Source organism: Cupriavidus mimosae (assembly GCF_023952485.1).
Taxonomy (GTDB): domain Bacteria; phylum Pseudomonadota; class Gammaproteobacteria; order Burkholderiales; family Burkholderiaceae; genus Cupriavidus; species Cupriavidus taiwanensis_C.
This window is the reverse complement of the sequence record NZ_JALHRY010000027.1, coordinates 1-14,506: the sequence shown is the minus strand read 5'-3', so window position 1 is coordinate 14,506 and position 14,506 is coordinate 1. Positions and strand designations below refer to the sequence as shown.

The window sequence follows — 14,506 nt, the reverse complement described above, 5'->3', positions numbered from 1 at the left end:
GACATGTACAACCAGATCATTGAGAAATTCATTGCGGCCCAGCGTACGGCCCGCCAGGCTTACCAGGATGCCGCGCAGTTTGAGCGCGAGGCGCTGGCCAGCACAGGCGCAGGCGAGCCGTTCTTTGCAGTCGGCGTGCGTTCCGAGTACCGCCAGGACGACGAACTTGAGAAGTTCTGCTTCGCGCTGGCTGGGAACGTTGTCAGCCGCGCGCGTCGCGAGTTCGCCCCGGTGGGGGCGCGACTCGATATCGACAACCAGGCCGAGTTCGACCGCGCCGGACTGGATATCGGCAAGGCGCTGAAAAAAGGCAATATCCCCGATGTCGACCAGCTCTGGGCATCCCTCAGCGCGTACTACAACGGCGACGGCGGTGCCACCACCGCGTACCGGCAAGCTGCGGCACGCATTGTCCGTGGCTTCGGCTTGCACCGGAATGCGGAAGTGAAGCGCACCGCGTCCGGCGTCGTGCTCAAAAAGAGCGTCCATTCCGAGGCGGGGTGGAAATCTGCCCGCCGCAGGGTTGGTTACTACAGCACGCAGCCCACGGCAGACTGCCTGTCAGGCCTGGCTACCTTCGCCGGAAAGGCGGGTAACGCGGTGCTGGCGAGCATGCTGCAGCGAATCGATCTGCATCAGCTGGAATACACCTCACGCGAGAAGATGTCCATGCCGGGCCTCGACATCACGCTCTACAACGACAAGTGGGAGTTTAAGTTCTCGCACGAGTTGGCTGAACCGCTCATGCTGTTCGTGGGCGAGTACGGCCAGGACGCCATGCAGGAACGGCACTGAGATGTACAACGCGCTTGTTGAGGCGTTTCGCTCGGCGCAGGGCGCTTCGCTCGATGCCTATGACCGGGTCTGCGCGCTTGCCGCGCAGGTCCGCGCCGATGCGACGATCGTTCCCGTGCCTATCGACCAGGCTGGCGACTTTCGTCGGTTCCTTCGACGCCTCGTTGCGAGCCTGATCGATCGGGCAAGCAAGGAGTTCGGCATCGAAGGCGCACCCGTGTGCATCGACGAGACGCGCATTCCGGTGAACGGCCACCCGAACATCTGGGAGGCCATCCGCGCCGGCGATACGCCCGATCTCGACCGCTACTGGCGGGTGCTTGCCGAGCGGTACCAGGCCAGCGGCCGCGCGTTGGCGTACCGGCAGGTCGCCGAGACGCTCGCTGCGGCGCTGCAGTTCGATCAGCCCAATGCCGTGCGCCGGCACGCCAAAGTCGTGCGGCTGCGGCTCAAGGCGCCTTCGTTGCCTGTGGCTGCCGCGCGTCCGTCACGGCGCGTTGCAGCAGACGCGCATGCCGACGTGCGCGCGGCCTTGCTAGCGCTGGCCGCGTATGCGCAGGATGCGGGCGAGCCCGCCCTGGCAGGTTGCCTGCGCCAGTTCGACCATGGTGAGGTATTCGCTGCGCAGCAGCGGCGGACTTTCCCAGGGTTGGACGTCCTGCAATACAACGAGTACTGGGAATTGCGGTTCGCCGCGCGTCTCGGATAAGGCCTTCTAGCCTTCGTCGCCCAGCACCTGCAAGAGCCGGCTGCTGCCTAAGCAGCTTGGCACCTTCTCCTGCCCCGTCGACGACGGGGCATTTTCTTTTTGTGCGCCCGGCAGGGCGCACTCACTTGAGGGTGAAAGTCCCTTACACACCCGGCAAGGGGAAGTGTTAGCCATAGGCAAGGGTTCCCCGGGCGACTGGGGGTCTGAAGGAAGCCCGAGGCAAAGCGCTGGCCTGACGAACAGGAAGCGGATATGAGGCGACGCATCTGGGTAAGGCAGCAAAAAGGGCCAAAGCCCAGTACTTGCACGGAACGGTGCGGCGTAGATCCGACAGGCATAAGCGTGAAGGTGGGTGCGTCATACCCGGGGAGATCTGTACCGCTGCCACGGTGCTACCGGCGTCGAGAGGTGTCGGGATGGCGGTGCAGAAGTCAGCAGAGGCCATATTAGGCGAGCCGTTGGCGCTGAAGGGCCGAACATGAATGAGCGCGATTAGGACGACAGACCTCGATGCTTACCGACGAAGCCCAAATGCACGAACGAGTGCAGCCCACAGCGGAGGAAGGCGGGCGGAACCTGCCCGGGGCCGATGGGGGTGCGGAGGCTGGCACGGCGGCTGTTGGGCAAACGAAAGCGCGGGCGCCATCGCTGATGGAGGCGGTGGTCGAGAGAAGCAACATGTGGCTGGCGTACCGGAGGGTGGTCGGCAATGGCGGTGCGGCCGGGGTGGATGCCTTGGAGGTGACGGCGTTGCGTGACTGGCTGAAGGTGAGCTGGCCAAGCGTCAGGGCGGCGTTGCTGGGTGGTCAGTACATCCCGCAGTCGGTGCGCGCGGTGGACATTCCCAAGCCTTCGGGCGGGGTGAGGACACTGGGCATCCCGACGGTGGTGGACCGGCTGATCCAGCAGGCGCTGCTGCAGGTTCTCCAACCGCTCTACGAACCGGGGTTCTCCGAGTCGAGCTATGGCTTCAGGCCGAGGCGCAGCGCCCAGCAGGCGGTCTTGCAGGCACAGCGGTACGTGCAGGAAGGCCGGCGATGGGTGGTGGACATCGACCTTGAGAAGTTCTTCGACCGGGTCAACCACGACATCCTGATGTCGCGGGTGGCACGGCAAGTGAAGGATGTCCGGGTGCTCAAGCTGATCCGGCGGTATCTGGAAGCGGGGCTAATGCGTGGCGGGGTGGTCGAGGCGAGGAGGCAGGGCACGCCGCAGGGCGGGCCGCTGTCGCCGCTGCTGTCGAACATTCTGCTGACGGATTGGGACCGTGAACTCGAGAAGCGGGGGTTGGCGTTCTGTCGCTACGCGGACGACTGCAATATCTACGTCCGAAGCCAGGCAGCAGGACAGAGGCTGTTGGCCGGGATGATGACGTTCCTTGCGGAGCGGCTGAATCTGCAGGTCAATGAGGCCAAGAGTGCCTGTGCGCGGCCTTGGGCACGCAAGTTCCTGGGCTACAGCCTGACAGCGCATCGTCAGGCCAAGCTGCGTATTGCCCCGGAAAGTCTGCAAAGACTGACCGGACGAATCAAGGAACTGATGCGCAAAGGGCGAGGAAGGAGCCTGGCTCACACGATAGCGGTGCTGAATCCGGTGCTGCGCGGGTGGATCGGGTACTTCCAGCACACCCAGAGCAAGCGGCCATTGGAGGAGCTGGACGGGTGGATACGGCGCCGGCTGCGGTGCTTGCTATGGCGGCAGGCCAAGAGCCGTGCTACCCGCACTGTGATGCTGCGTCGGCAAGGCTTAACGGAGGATCGCGCGTGGCACTCGGCTCGCAACGGGCAGGGCCCATGGTGGAATGCCGGGGCTCGCCACATGGGCGCGGCCTTCCCGAAGGGCTACTTCGACGCCTTGGGGTTGATCTCGCTGCTGGATACTCAGCAGCGCTTGCAGTCTCGTTCGTGAACCGCCGTATGCGGAACCGCACGTACGGTGGTGTGAGAGGGCTGAGGGGGTGACCCCTCACCCTACTCAATCCTGCCGCACTTCGCCGGCACATTTCGTTTGGAGGTAGCATGATGCTCAACGAGAGCGAACCCTTGTGGCTTGCCCACTTCTCTGACCTGCATTACTCGCCCGGCAACCTCGCCGAGGCCGACCGGTGTTTCGGATTCGCAGTTGAAAATGCCATCGTCTCCGGCTGCCACGTGGCCGTCGTGTCCGGCGATTCGACGGACCACGGACTCGATGCGCACACGCCGGCGTTTGGATCGCTCGCGCGGCGCATCCATCGGCTCTCGGGCTACTGCCCGGTTTTGATGCTACAAGGGACATTTAGCCACGAACCGCCCGGCACGCTGGACGTGTTCAGGCTCATCGGTGCGCAGTATCCGGTGTACGTCGCTGATCGCATCCACCAGGTGGCGGTGTGTGACGGCGCGTTTCACCCGTCTGGTGGTCCCATCTTCACCGACGCGGAGTTTGACGCCCTGCTGGCCCAACACGGCATGCCCAAGGTTGTCTTCACCTGCGTGCCGACTGTCAACAAGGCGGTGCTGGCTGCGGCCGCTGGCGTGGCCAATGCGGCAACCGCGGTGGGTGACCACCTGGCCAGCTACCTGGTGGCGGCGGGCACGATGAACGCTCGCTTGCGCAGTCGGGGAATCGCCACGGTCGGCGTCTCGCACGGCACGGTCAATGGCTGCCAGACCGAGCACGGCGTGCCCATGGCAGGCTTCGATCATGAGTTCAGGATCGGAGCCCTGTTCGAGGCCGAGTGCGATGGCTTCCTACTCGGCCACATCCACCGTGCCCAGCAATGGGAGCGGGAGGGCAGGGTGGTTGCCTATCCAGGCTCCATCGGACGCTTCCACTACGGCGAGATCGGCGCCAAAGGATACCTGCAATGGGACATCGTTCCGGGCCGGGCGACCGCGCAGCTGGTGGAGACGCCCGCGCGCGAGACGGTCTGCGTGGACTTCGATGGCCCGCCGGACATGGACGCATTGGCTGCCGTTGCGGCCGAGGCTGCCGACAAGTTCGTGCGCGTGCGCTGGACGGTGAACGAAGAGCATCGGCAGCTGGTCGACCGCGACGCCATCATGGCGTTGTTCGGCAAGAGCGCGGAGCTGAAGATCGAAGCCCGCGTCCTGCCCGCCGTGCGCAGCCGTGCCGAAGGCATCAGCCGTGCGGCAAGCCTACTCGAGAAGCTTTCGCGGTGGGGGGAACTGACCGGTGTTGCAACAGGCCCTCTCGCGGAACGGCTGGCGCTACTGGAATCGCTTGACGCGCAGTCGATTGCTGACGGCGTGCTTGAGCAGTTGCGCGGCATGCCGGCGCCGGAACCCGCGGAATCGCCCGCCTGGTCGGAGGATTTCCCATCCGGAGCCAGCCCGTTCGCGACGCCCGTCGATGATGTACCAACTACGCGTGCCGAACCACTGGGCTTGACCCCTCCAGCAGCGCCGCAGATGGAGTGGCTGACCGACGACCTTTTTGCGTAGCAATACGCCAACACCTTGAGCATGCAAGCCATGTTCCGACTGCCTTTGTGGCAGTCGAAACCCGGTTTCACCCCGCGTCCTGGACGCATCGACCCAGCAGTATCCATTTCTTTCCATTGTCCCTGACGGGTGCTTCCCGTCCGGGGCGCACTCCGTCCTATCCTGAGGAGTGCAACATGGTCCTGTACCACGCCGGCCCGCAGTGGCTGTTCGTCGACGAGACGTCTATCAATCGTTCGGAGATGGCCAAGCGCCTGACCGATCAGCATGGATTCACCCCATGCACGCTGTACGAGCCATTTGGCGCAGGCCGGGGCGCGGTCATTGCCAAGCATGACCACATGCTGGTGATGGCGCTGGGCGAGGCCGGTGGTAACACCTTCTATGCCGTGGCGCCATCCAAGGAACTGCAGGACCTCATCTGGTCGTTCTCGCATGGCCTGGCTTCCCAGTGGAGCGAGCTGGAACTCCGCGCCCTGACCGGCGAGGGGGACTGGAATGCTCTCATGACGATGGCCGCAGCGCAGTTCGCGGCCGCACGCCGCTCGGTCGAGCGCGCGATCGCGGGCAACCCCGCGCATGACGCACCCACCGCCCAACAATCCATGACGGCAGACATGCCGTTGCTGGATGATGACGTGATGGAAGTGCCGCCGGACTACCTCCACTCCTTTACCGGCATGGAGGTGTCCGAATGCGCCCACTGAAGCTGACCCTCGCAGGATTCCACGGGATCCGTGACGGCATGCAACGGGACAGCATTACCGTCGACCTCTCTTCCTTGCCCGCTGGGCTGATCGCCATTGTCGGCCCGAACGGTGCCGGCAAGACGACGATCATGGACAACCTGCATCCGTATCCGATCATGCCCAGCCACGCGGCCAAGATGTCGGCCGACGCGTTTTCGTACTGGGACCACCTGTGCGCCCCGCGCGGAGAGAAGGATCTCGAATGGGAACATGGCGGCAAGATCTACCGGTCGGCATTCGCATTCCGTAACCCGGGCAAGAGCCGCAAGGCGGAGTACTACTTGTTCGAGAAGGTGGGTGGCGACTGGAAGCCGGTGCAGTTGGCCGACGGAACGTTGTCCGATGGCAAGGCGGAGACCTATGGTCTCTGCCTCGAGGCGGTGCTGGGTTCGGCCGAGGCATTCTTCACGAGCGTCTTCTCTGCCCAGAATCGTCGGCCGCTTACCACCTATCAGCCTGCCGAGATCAAGAAGCTGCTCGCCGAGCTGCTCGGGATCGACCACCTGCGCGAGTTGTCGGCCAAGGCAGGCGACGTCGCCAAGGCGTTGAACCGGGCTTTGGAGACGGTGCAGCGGGACGTGCTTGTGCTGTCCGGCAAGCGCGACACCGTGAACGCGATCGCCCAGGAGATTTGCCAGATTGACGAAGGACTCGACGCCGAGCGCGCCCGCCGCGCAGAACTGCTCACCAGCGGCAGCAAGCTGGAGCAGGAGCGTGCGACGCTGGCGGCCAAGCAGGCCGCTTCTGCCGGAACCGAAGCACGCTTGCGCGAGCTGGACCAGCGCCATCGTGAACTGACGGGCCGCCGGCAGCAGCTGGCCGGCGACGCCCGTGCTGCGGCGTCGAAGGCTTCGGCGCGGCGGCAGGATCTGCAACGCCTTGCTGCGGAGCACCGGTCCACGCTTGCACAGGCTGAAGCCATCAAGGCGGCAGCCCATCAGCGTGACGAAGCGCAGCTGGCTCTCGGCCGCCATCGCGGCGAACTCGACCGCCTGCAGAAGGAGCTTGCCGATCTGGAGCCCGTTGCCGGCCAGCACGCGGCGATCGCCAGTGAGCTAAGGGGGATGGAATCCCGCGGCTCGGTGGCGGCGCAGTTGGTCAAGACGCTAAAGGCCCAGACGGAAGTGATGGACCAGGTGCCGTGCGCTGGCCATGACATGCACGCGCGTTGTCCGTTGCTGGCCCAAGCGCGCGAAGCCAAGGGCAAGCTCGAGCCACAGGTCATCGAAGTGGCGAACCTGCGTACCAGCTACAAGGCAAAGCAGGAAGCCTTGCAGCAGTTGGGCCAAGCGCTGGCGCGGCTCAATGAGGTGCGCCGCGCCGTTGCAGCGCTGCGGCAGGAAGTCGAGCAGGGCAATTCAGATCTGCAGCGCCTCACGGGGCTTGCAGCGAAGAAGCCTCTGCTCGATGCTTCGGCGGCCGCATTGGACTTGGCGCAACGCGATCTCGTGACCCTGGACGCGGAGGACACCGAACGGAAGGCGCGGCTCGACCGTGATATCCGTGACGTGGACACGCAACTGGCGAGCCTGCAGCGCGAGCGCGACAGCCTGGCTGTGACGGACGTGACGGGCCTCGTTGCCGATCTCGATCGTCGGCTTGCAGCCAGCCGCGAGGCGGTCAGTGCATTGGACGGCCGGATCGAATCGCTGATCCGCCGGCAAAGCGCCTTGGCCACCGAGCGCAGTCTGATCGAGCGGGAGCTTGCCGGGCTGGACGGTCTGGAATCACGGGTCCAGCGCCTGTCCGACGAGATTGCCCAATGGAAGCTGCTTGCCAAGGGTCTCGGCAACGATGGCGTCATTGCCCTGTCGATCGACGACGCGGGCCCTGCCATCACCGCGATGGTCAATGACCTGCTGCTGGCGTGCTACGGAAGGCGCTTCACGGTCGCCATCCAGACCCAGACGAAGCTGGCCAATGGTGACGCCCGGGAGGGCTTCGCCATCAGCGTTCTTGACGCGGACAACGGCACGACGAAGGATTTCTCGGTGCTGAGTGGCGGCCAGAAGGTGTGGATCAACGAATGCCTGACGCGTGGAATCGCCCTGTACCGGGCGCAAGACACGCAGCAGCCGTTCCAGACCCTGTTCACCGACGAAGCGGACGGGCCGCTCGATCCGGAGCGCAAACGTGCCTTCATGCAGATGAAGCGCGAGGTGCTCCGGCTTGGCGGCTACGAGCGGGAATTCTTCATCAGCCAGACGCCCGATCTCGTGGATGAAGCCGATGCCGTCATCGACGTCGTGGCGCTCGCGGCTCTGTAGCGCCGCGACTCCGTTCCTTTCTGATCATGCCCGCATTCCCGAAAGGGGTGCGGGCCTTTTTTCTATGACTTCCGAGATGACACCATGAATGCAACGACAATGAAGCTGACCGCGGAGCAGGAGGAGTTCGTCGCCAACGCGATCGAATTGGGAAAGGCTCAAATCCGACAGGAGATCGCTTCGGGCCGCATACCGCCGACAGTAAAGACCTTCAGCGCGCTTCACGACTACGTCGACGCCAACGAATTCGGGGGACTGTGTGCGGACGATGGCGACCTACCGCGCCTCTTTCCCCGCGTCACCGAAAGCGATGCTGAAGCGTTTTGCGAGGCGGCAAACCAGGTCCAGCAGGCACTGGATACTTGGCTGGCGAGCGGGATGGAAAAGGTAAGCATGCTCATTTCGGGGCTGGTGGAGGATGCCCTGCATGCAGCCTGTCTGGCGGTGCAGCTGCGCCTGAAGATCGACCACGGCGACGTGGCCGGTGTCTTTTTCTCAGGCAAGCAGAAAGAGGACTTCGACGCGATGTTCTCGCGCTATGTCCTCTGTGAGGTCGCCATGCTCGCGTCTTCGGACGACAAATGAGTGTAGGCCTCCTCGACGGCGGATTGTCGCCGCGTGCGCTTCTCGCTAGAATCTGACTACTACCCGCGTCATCGACGCATCGACCTCGCTGGCACCAGTCAGCAAATTTCTTTCACCCATAGGGGCCTTCCCTATGGGCAAGGCTCCGTCCATTTCCGGAGCCTGTCCATGTTTATCCACTCTCGCGTTACTGGCACTGCTGTCCTTGCTGTGGTGGCGATGCTGTCGCTGGCGCTGTACTTTCGCGTCACGACTCCCGATGCGGCCCTTCTCCATTGGCAGTTGCTGTGTTGCTTCGGCGCTGATGCAGCCATGGCAGCGTTGTGTATCGTGCTTCGCGTGCGGGCCCTACGCAACACGCGAAAGCTCATGAAACTTGTTCGTCCGGGCTGGCTGTGAGCCATGCACGCACATGCCGCCCTCGCTCATCGAGGGTTTATTGCTTCCTATAGAAGGCCCGGCCAACAACCGGTGAAGCGACTTCATGAGTGTGATGCTCGTAATCGCCATCATGGGGCCCAGCATCGATGACATGGACGGCAAGCAGCCGGGCTCATGCGTGCCCGCCTATGAGGTCATGGAGCGGATTCCAAAGCTTGAACCCTGGCCAGTCTGTCCGACTCGATCCACGATCCGGTCTGACGGCCGTGGTGACATTCACGTAAAGCGCGAAGCGAATTTCTCGTTCAATCGTGCAGGTGCTGGCCTGCAATCTACATCTCACACTATGACAAAAATCATGATTTCGGCGGAACACGCCGCAAAGTTGCTGCCTCGCGGCAAGAAGGTACATACATTCATCCGCGTGTTTGCATGGGTGGGTGCAGACGTTGACCGTGCGAGGGTCCTGGCCGCCTTTGAGTCGGCCAAGGAGGTCGAGGTATCGTCGTATGCCGCCTGTCTTGACCACCACCTCGTGATCGAGCTGGACGGGATGCGCACATACATCAACACCAACCCGAAGGAGCTTCGCAGACTGCATCCGCAGGTTGCTGCTGGCTGACACTGAAGGAGCGTCAATGAACCCGATTGTCAATATCGGGCTGCATGACTCGGAGTTCGATGGGCTCTGGCGGCCCTGCGGAGGGCGCGCGCCGGCTTCAGCCAACTGGCTAGCGAGGTATTGCGGGTCGGTGGTTACGAGCGGGAATTCTTCGCCTCCCAGACGAGGCAGACGCTGTCATCGATTTCGTAGCGCTAGCGCTGCAGTACGCGCCTAAAATCCTGCCTCAATCGTGCCCGGTGCCCCAAATGGGGCGAGGGCGATTTCTATTTCGAACCAATCATGATTAATAAGAGTCTCTCTGGCGCGCTCTCAGCGGCCCATAGCGCCAGTGACCAGACAGCATCTGGGGATTCCGGACAACAACATGCCGGCCCGGGCGATGGTCGGTCGTCTAAGCAGCGATCGACGCCAAGAGCACGGCTCAAAGTACCCTATGCGCCAGCGCTGACTTTGATTCCCTTCCGGGAAAGCTGCCCAGCGGAATGGGCAGATTCATGTCCAACGCACATGGCGGGAACGCTGCCTGTAAGCGAAAAACCGGAATCCGACAATGACTCAATCTTTTGCTTCTGGATTGGTGACCAAGACCCGGAATCGGTAATCGATGAAGTCGCGGAGTTCATCGCCTGCTACTACGTGGCCGACGTATTCTTCGTTCGAGCCTTGCCAGACATGGCGCGAGTCTCTCTCGAAAAGCTTACTCGCTAAACCATCGACGGGAGGGCCCGTTACACTCCGGGCTGCGGGCCCGCTTCTTCTTGAAATCCTTCATGTTAGTTGTTGTCTTTACATGGGAAAAGGCCCGACATCTTGCGATGTCGGGCCTTTTCCGTTTACGCCTTTTAGGCGATTAAGCGGCAGCGTCTTTCAGCTTCTTGAGCGGGCGCACCTTCACCTTCACGCTGGCCGGCTTCGCGGCGAACCATTGCTCCTGGCCAGTGAAGGGGTTTTTTCCAAAGCGCTTCTTGGTGGCCGGCACCTGAATGGCCGACACCTTGAAGAGACCCGGCAGGGTGAATTCGCCAGCACCCTTCTTGTGGACCGCGCTCAGCACGGTGTTCTCCAGGTGAGCCAGCACGGTCTGAACGGTCTTCTTGTCCAGCTCGGTCTGGGCAACCAGGTGTGCCAGCAGGCTGGACTTGTTGAAGGTGTCCTTCAGCGGCTTGGCTACCGGGGCGGCAGCGGCAGCCTTTTTGGCAGGAGCGGCCTTTTTGGCCGGGGCAGCCTTCTTAGCTGCGGTCTTCGTTGCAGTCTTTGCTACAGGTTTCGCTTTCGTGGCCATGGTCGTATCTGGTTGGAAATGCGCGCCTGCAAGCCGGATCTGACCTGCAGCGCACCGGCGAAGAATAGCAAAACCCGGCGCCTATGCAAGCAGGAAATTCCCCGCACTTCACTGGCGGACTCGCCGTGAAAGGGCCCGGGATGCGCGGCGTATACGCGCGGCAGCTGCCTTCGGCGAATCGCTCACCTGGCTCCAGTCATGATGCCACCAGGCAATGATGGCCGCGGCTGCGGCGTTATTCATCTCCGCGCGAGCGACGGCCAGCACTTCCGCAGCGACAGCGTCCCACCAGGCGGCACCTTCGCCGTCACTAGCCCGCGGATCAATCGCGCTGCGGTAGATGGCTTTGACAGTGTCCCGCGGGATGTCCATATGGCTCTGGTACGGTGCCGGCATTGTTGGTCCCTCTGTAGCGCTAGCGTGTTCCGCTAGATTGTTGGTTGATGGATGGTGGCAAAAATTCGGTCGCAGGTCCGGTTGCTGGCAAGTCCGAGCATTTGGCTGACTTCGTCCCGTGGTTGGCCCGCCAGAAGTTGGCGGCGGCAGAAGGTATTGCGCAGCGTGCGCGGGCTCGTTTCGACGTTGGTGGCGCCGATCGCGTTGAGGATTTCAGACACGATTCGGCCGAAGCTCATGTCGGTGATCGGCAGACCCTCTGGGGTAAGCGTGAAAAGCAACTCGCCCTCGATGGCTAGGGCCGCACGCCGAGTGCTCCAGGCCCGCAGCGGCGGTACCGCGAAGCTGGCCAGGTGAACCGTTCGGGCGTCTCGTAGTCCATGTGCCCGCACGACAAGGTAGGGTGGCGTCGCGTCCGGCCACAGATCCGCACAGCGGGCTGCGCGCGCTTCCGCCGCGGTAATGCCGGTACCGAGGAATGCCGCGACAATTGCTTGGCTGCGCAAACTGGCCAGATCGTCAGGAGGCGATTGCAGATACGCCTGCAGCCGTGCGTCCACGGCTTCGGTCAGGAACTGAGGCGTCGGCTCCTGGTCTGGCCAGCGTTCAGCTGAAAGCAGGGCAGCGGCTGGGTTGTCCTGCCGTACGCCGGTGAAGACCAGGTGTCGGCACAGCCGGTCCAGCAACTTCACATACCGCATGCGGGTTGCCTGGGAGTATGTGCGGCCATTGTGGGTTTGCCAGAACGCGTCGACGTCGGCTGTGCCAAATGAGGCAATGGTCGTGCCTCTTGCTAGCAGATGCCGACGAAAATGCTCGAACATCGCCTGATGCTGGACGATCGAGCGCGCCGAGAAGGGGCGGCCATCAGCGCCGGCCGCTTCGCGAACCTGCCAGTCCCCGTACGCTTGCGTTGGGTTGCTCAACCAGAGGGAGTCCATTTGGGTCATGCACGCTGTTATATACTGAATTTGGCCCATCGCACACCCCTGCCACCGCTACGCGGCGGATATGACTGCCAGTGTCACGTCTCAAAGTTGTTGAGTTTTGTTTCACAGTTAGTGGGTTGGATTCTCAAAGTTGGGTAAAAGGCGGAGGGAGGACTATATAGGTGCCAACCGGTGGCAAACCGGCCGGGACGCCGCCTCCGTGTACCCATTAACTGTGAGACAGATCGCACCATTAGCCCACTTACTGTGAGAATCCAGCCCAATTATCTTGAGACACAGGAGTCCAACTTGTTGATTCTTCGGGAGCCTGTCGTCCATTTACTGTGAGACGGGACACTGCCAGTCAGTGGTCAGAACCGCGGGCGTCCATAGCGGTTGCGGCGCGCGTCGAGTCGTGCGCGGGTGCAGGCGTAGCGAGGGTAGGCGGCGTCCAGCATCTCCGCGATCCGCTCCAAGCGGTCCGCCTGCGTGAAGCAGCACGCCAGCAGGCATTCCCAGGCGCAGTAACGCATGATTTGTTGGAGCAGTGCATACCGCCTTTCGGGAGGGAACTGCAGATTGCCGACCTTCGCCCACGCCTTGAGCCCTGCATGGGCCAGTGCCACGAGTTTGTCGGGCGTTGCTGGCCCGGTTTGGCACAGCTCAACCGCATCCCGATGCAGCTGTCGGTCAAAATCGCTCATGCCAGCACCTCGGTGGACGGATGGAGATCCCGGACGCTGACCCAACGCGGGCAGATTTTCGCGCGGCCGCGTACGAACTCTTCCACTTCGACGTCGGCGGTGGGGCCGCCCGGCCCCTGGAAGACGGAGAGCACGCGAGCCTGGCGCGAGGGAAGAGCGGGCGCGGCCCGGTAGAGCAGGGTGGCGATGGCGCCGGCCTCGATCCATCCGTACCCACGATAGAGCGGTGTGCCGTTGGCATGCTGGCCGATCCGGTGGCGGAAGACCGACGTCAAGCCGTCCAGGAAAGCGCCGAGCTGCGACCGCTGCATGCCGATGCCACCACTGGTTTCCTGCAGGGCAGGCAGTGTGGGACCGTACTGGCGGGCCAGCGCGGCATGCATGACGCGCCGATACTCTTTGCCCCCGGCGAGCATCACTTTGCCGATACGGGTTGGCCACGCAGCGGGCCGCAGGTAGCGCGACAAGTCGGCCACCATTTGGTCGGCGCGTTGCCGCGTCATGGGCTCATCGTAGGGGGCGATCTTGGTGTCGGGTTGCAGGAAACCGTGGCGCGCGGATAGGATCAAAACACGGGGCGCCGCATCGCTGCGCACGTGTGCCCGGTACGATTCGTACATCACGCCCCGGTATAGGTCGATGGCGCGCGCATCCCGATCGAGCTTTGTGCTCGAGCAGGCCATCAGGAGCAGGACCGGCTCGCTGGCATCGGGGCGGGGTATTGTTGCGTGGGGGAAAAGGGAAAGCTGCATAGTCGAAAGCATGGGCATGGAGTTGCGTTGCATTGCTTTTCACTCTACAGACCCGCCACCAAAGTCAAGGCAACCACGCGCCGCCGCCTGACGCGGAGTGGGCTGACAAGACGTCGAACGGGCCCTTCGCGGCCGTCAGGTGTTTATTGTTCGTGGTGACTCAGTCGGAGGACGCAGTCGGCGACGGTGTGGGACTCAGAAGCTGTAACCTTGGTCGCACCAGTAGTGCCAGTCGGAGACAGCAAGTCGAGTACTTTGGTCGGCTCGGACCGGAACGAGCTGGGCAAGGGGCACGACGAGTTCACGCCGGTTGTGCTGTGCGCGCACGAAGATGGCAACGCGGCACAGCTGGTCATGAGCGAGGACGATGACGGAGACTCGCTCGCCAGCACGTAGCGGGGACGCGGCCATGGCCTGATGTACCCGCGCTTCGAAGGGAAAGCTTAGGCTGTCCTCAAGATGGCAGTACCACGCCATCGCGCATTCTTCTTCGGTGTACGCGTCGACCACAATCTCCATCGAGATTCGCTGTTCGTGTTGGTTGACGCCTGGCTTTGCCATGGGGTTTGGGGTGGTCAGATGCCGACAATGCGTCGCAGCAAGGCCAGATTATGTTCCCGCTTTGGTACGAACCCGTGGCTTCGCGGCTAACGCGACGACGGTGGGTGCAGCCGGGATCGGTTCGAACAGCGCCTCGATGTCTTCGGCGGAGAACTTGGCGGCGCCGGCGCCAGCTTCCGACAGGATGGCCTCGGCAAGCGCTGCCTTGTGTTCCTGCATCGCGACGATTTTCTCTTCGACGCTGCCCGCGGTGATCAGTTTGTAGACGAACACGGGCTTGTCTTGCCCGAGACGGTGCGCGCGGTCGGTGGCCTGATTCTCAACG

15 protein-coding genes are annotated in these 14,506 nt (G+C 63.0%); 9 read left to right on the top strand and 6 right to left on the bottom strand.

Annotated elements, in window-relative coordinates:
- Nucleotides 1–3 precede the first annotated feature (3 nt).
- The 9 genes from MKD50_RS28660 to MKD50_RS28620 all read left to right on the top strand — a co-directional run bounded on the left by MKD50_RS28660 (nt 4) and on the right by MKD50_RS28620 (nt 9,554).
- Nucleotides 4–795, top strand: coding sequence for a hypothetical protein (locus MKD50_RS28660; protein WP_012354522.1), 792 nt, complete (start codon nt 4–6; stop codon nt 793–795).
- A 1-nt stretch (nt 796) separates the two neighbouring features.
- Entirely contained in the window at nt 797–1,504 is a 708-nt protein-coding gene (locus tag MKD50_RS28655) for a hypothetical protein (protein ID WP_012354521.1), read from the top strand.
- Between the two features lie 510 nt (nt 1,505–2,014).
- Nucleotides 2,015–3,412 (top strand): group II intron reverse transcriptase/maturase, encoded by a 1,398-nt coding sequence (ltrA, locus tag MKD50_RS28650; protein WP_012354520.1) that lies wholly within the window; start codon nt 2,015–2,017, stop codon nt 3,410–3,412.
- A 110-nt stretch (nt 3,413–3,522) separates the two neighbouring features.
- Complete coding sequence (locus MKD50_RS28645) at nt 3,523–4,950, top strand: metallophosphoesterase family protein (RefSeq protein ID WP_012354519.1); 1,428 nt, start codon at nt 3,523–3,525, stop codon at nt 4,948–4,950.
- A gap of 176 nt (nt 4,951–5,126) precedes the next feature.
- Entirely contained in the window at nt 5,127–5,657 is a 531-nt protein-coding gene (locus MKD50_RS28640; protein ID WP_012354518.1) for a hypothetical protein, read from the top strand.
- A complete protein-coding gene (locus MKD50_RS28635) occupies nt 5,645–7,966 on the top strand; it encodes an AAA family ATPase (protein ID WP_012354517.1) in 2,322 nt (773 codons plus the stop codon). The genes MKD50_RS28640 and MKD50_RS28635 overlap by 13 nt, the downstream gene beginning before the upstream one ends.
- Before the next feature lie 84 nt (nt 7,967–8,050).
- Entirely contained in the window at nt 8,051–8,551 is a 501-nt protein-coding gene (locus MKD50_RS28630) for a hypothetical protein (protein ID WP_240074693.1), read from the top strand.
- Nucleotides 8,552–8,719: 168 nt separating this feature from the next.
- A complete protein-coding gene (locus MKD50_RS28625; protein ID WP_012354515.1) occupies nt 8,720–8,950 on the top strand; it encodes a hypothetical protein in 231 nt (76 codons plus the stop codon).
- 85 nt (nt 8,951–9,035) lie between these two features.
- Nucleotides 9,036–9,554 (top strand): hypothetical protein, encoded by a 519-nt coding sequence (locus MKD50_RS28620; protein WP_012354514.1) that lies wholly within the window; start codon nt 9,036–9,038, stop codon nt 9,552–9,554.
- 853 nt (nt 9,555–10,407) lie between these two features.
- On the opposite strand, the gene MKD50_RS28615 is transcribed toward MKD50_RS28620, so the two are convergent.
- The 6 genes from MKD50_RS28615 to MKD50_RS28590 all read right to left on the bottom strand — a co-directional run.
- On the bottom strand, nt 10,408–10,839 hold the full coding sequence (locus tag MKD50_RS28615) for an HU family DNA-binding protein (protein WP_012354512.1): 432 nt from the start codon (nt 10,837–10,839) through the stop codon (nt 10,408–10,410).
- Between the two features lie 428 nt (nt 10,840–11,267).
- Complete coding sequence (locus MKD50_RS28610) at nt 11,268–12,215, bottom strand: tyrosine-type recombinase/integrase (RefSeq protein WP_012354510.1); 948 nt, start codon at nt 12,213–12,215, stop codon at nt 11,268–11,270.
- 320 nt (nt 12,216–12,535) lie between these two features.
- Nucleotides 12,536–12,868: a hypothetical protein gene (locus tag MKD50_RS28605; RefSeq protein WP_012354509.1), complete on the bottom strand. Its 333-nt coding sequence runs from the start codon at nt 12,866–12,868 to the stop codon at nt 12,536–12,538.
- The gene (locus MKD50_RS28600) at nt 12,865–13,653 is read right to left on the bottom strand and encodes a DUF6884 domain-containing protein (RefSeq protein WP_240074692.1); all 789 of its coding nucleotides are present in this window, start codon (nt 13,651–13,653) and stop codon (nt 12,865–12,867) included. The genes MKD50_RS28605 and MKD50_RS28600 overlap by 4 nt, the downstream gene beginning before the upstream one ends.
- A 162-nt stretch (nt 13,654–13,815) precedes the next feature.
- Complete coding sequence (locus MKD50_RS28595; RefSeq protein WP_012354507.1) at nt 13,816–14,181, bottom strand: calcium-binding protein; 366 nt, start codon at nt 14,179–14,181, stop codon at nt 13,816–13,818.
- Between the two features lie 48 nt (nt 14,182–14,229).
- Nucleotides 14,230–14,506, bottom strand: a 277-nt coding sequence (locus tag MKD50_RS28590) for a DEAD/DEAH box helicase (protein ID WP_147298081.1), incomplete at its 5' end; no start/stop codon positions are given.

Coding starts and splice junctions, on each gene's coding strand:
- MKD50_RS28600 (WP_240074692.1), bottom strand. CDS start 13,653: ATGCAACGCAACTCCATGCCCATGCTTTCGACTATGCAGCTTTCCCTT.
- MKD50_RS28595 (WP_012354507.1), bottom strand. CDS start 14,181: ATGGCAAAGCCAGGCGTCAACCAACACGAACAGCGAATCTCGATGGAG.
- MKD50_RS28640 (WP_012354518.1), top strand. CDS start 5,127: ATGGTCCTGTACCACGCCGGCCCGCAGTGGCTGTTCGTCGACGAGACG.
- ltrA (WP_012354520.1), top strand. CDS start 2,015: ATGCTTACCGACGAAGCCCAAATGCACGAACGAGTGCAGCCCACAGCG.
- MKD50_RS28625 (WP_012354515.1), top strand. CDS start 8,720: ATGTTTATCCACTCTCGCGTTACTGGCACTGCTGTCCTTGCTGTGGTG.
- MKD50_RS28630 (WP_240074693.1), top strand. CDS start 8,051: ATGAATGCAACGACAATGAAGCTGACCGCGGAGCAGGAGGAGTTCGTC.
- MKD50_RS28615 (WP_012354512.1), bottom strand. CDS start 10,839: ATGGCCACGAAAGCGAAACCTGTAGCAAAGACTGCAACGAAGACCGCA.
- MKD50_RS28610 (WP_012354510.1), bottom strand. CDS start 12,215: ATGGGCCAAATTCAGTATATAACAGCGTGCATGACCCAAATGGACTCC.
- MKD50_RS28605 (WP_012354509.1), bottom strand. CDS start 12,868: ATGAGCGATTTTGACCGACAGCTGCATCGGGATGCGGTTGAGCTGTGC.
- MKD50_RS28655 (WP_012354521.1), top strand. CDS start 797: ATGTACAACGCGCTTGTTGAGGCGTTTCGCTCGGCGCAGGGCGCTTCG.
- MKD50_RS28645 (WP_012354519.1), top strand. CDS start 3,523: ATGATGCTCAACGAGAGCGAACCCTTGTGGCTTGCCCACTTCTCTGAC.
- MKD50_RS28635 (WP_012354517.1), top strand. CDS start 5,645: ATGCGCCCACTGAAGCTGACCCTCGCAGGATTCCACGGGATCCGTGAC.
- MKD50_RS28660 (WP_012354522.1), top strand. CDS start 4: ATGTACAACCAGATCATTGAGAAATTCATTGCGGCCCAGCGTACGGCC.
- MKD50_RS28620 (WP_012354514.1), top strand. CDS start 9,036: ATGAGTGTGATGCTCGTAATCGCCATCATGGGGCCCAGCATCGATGAC.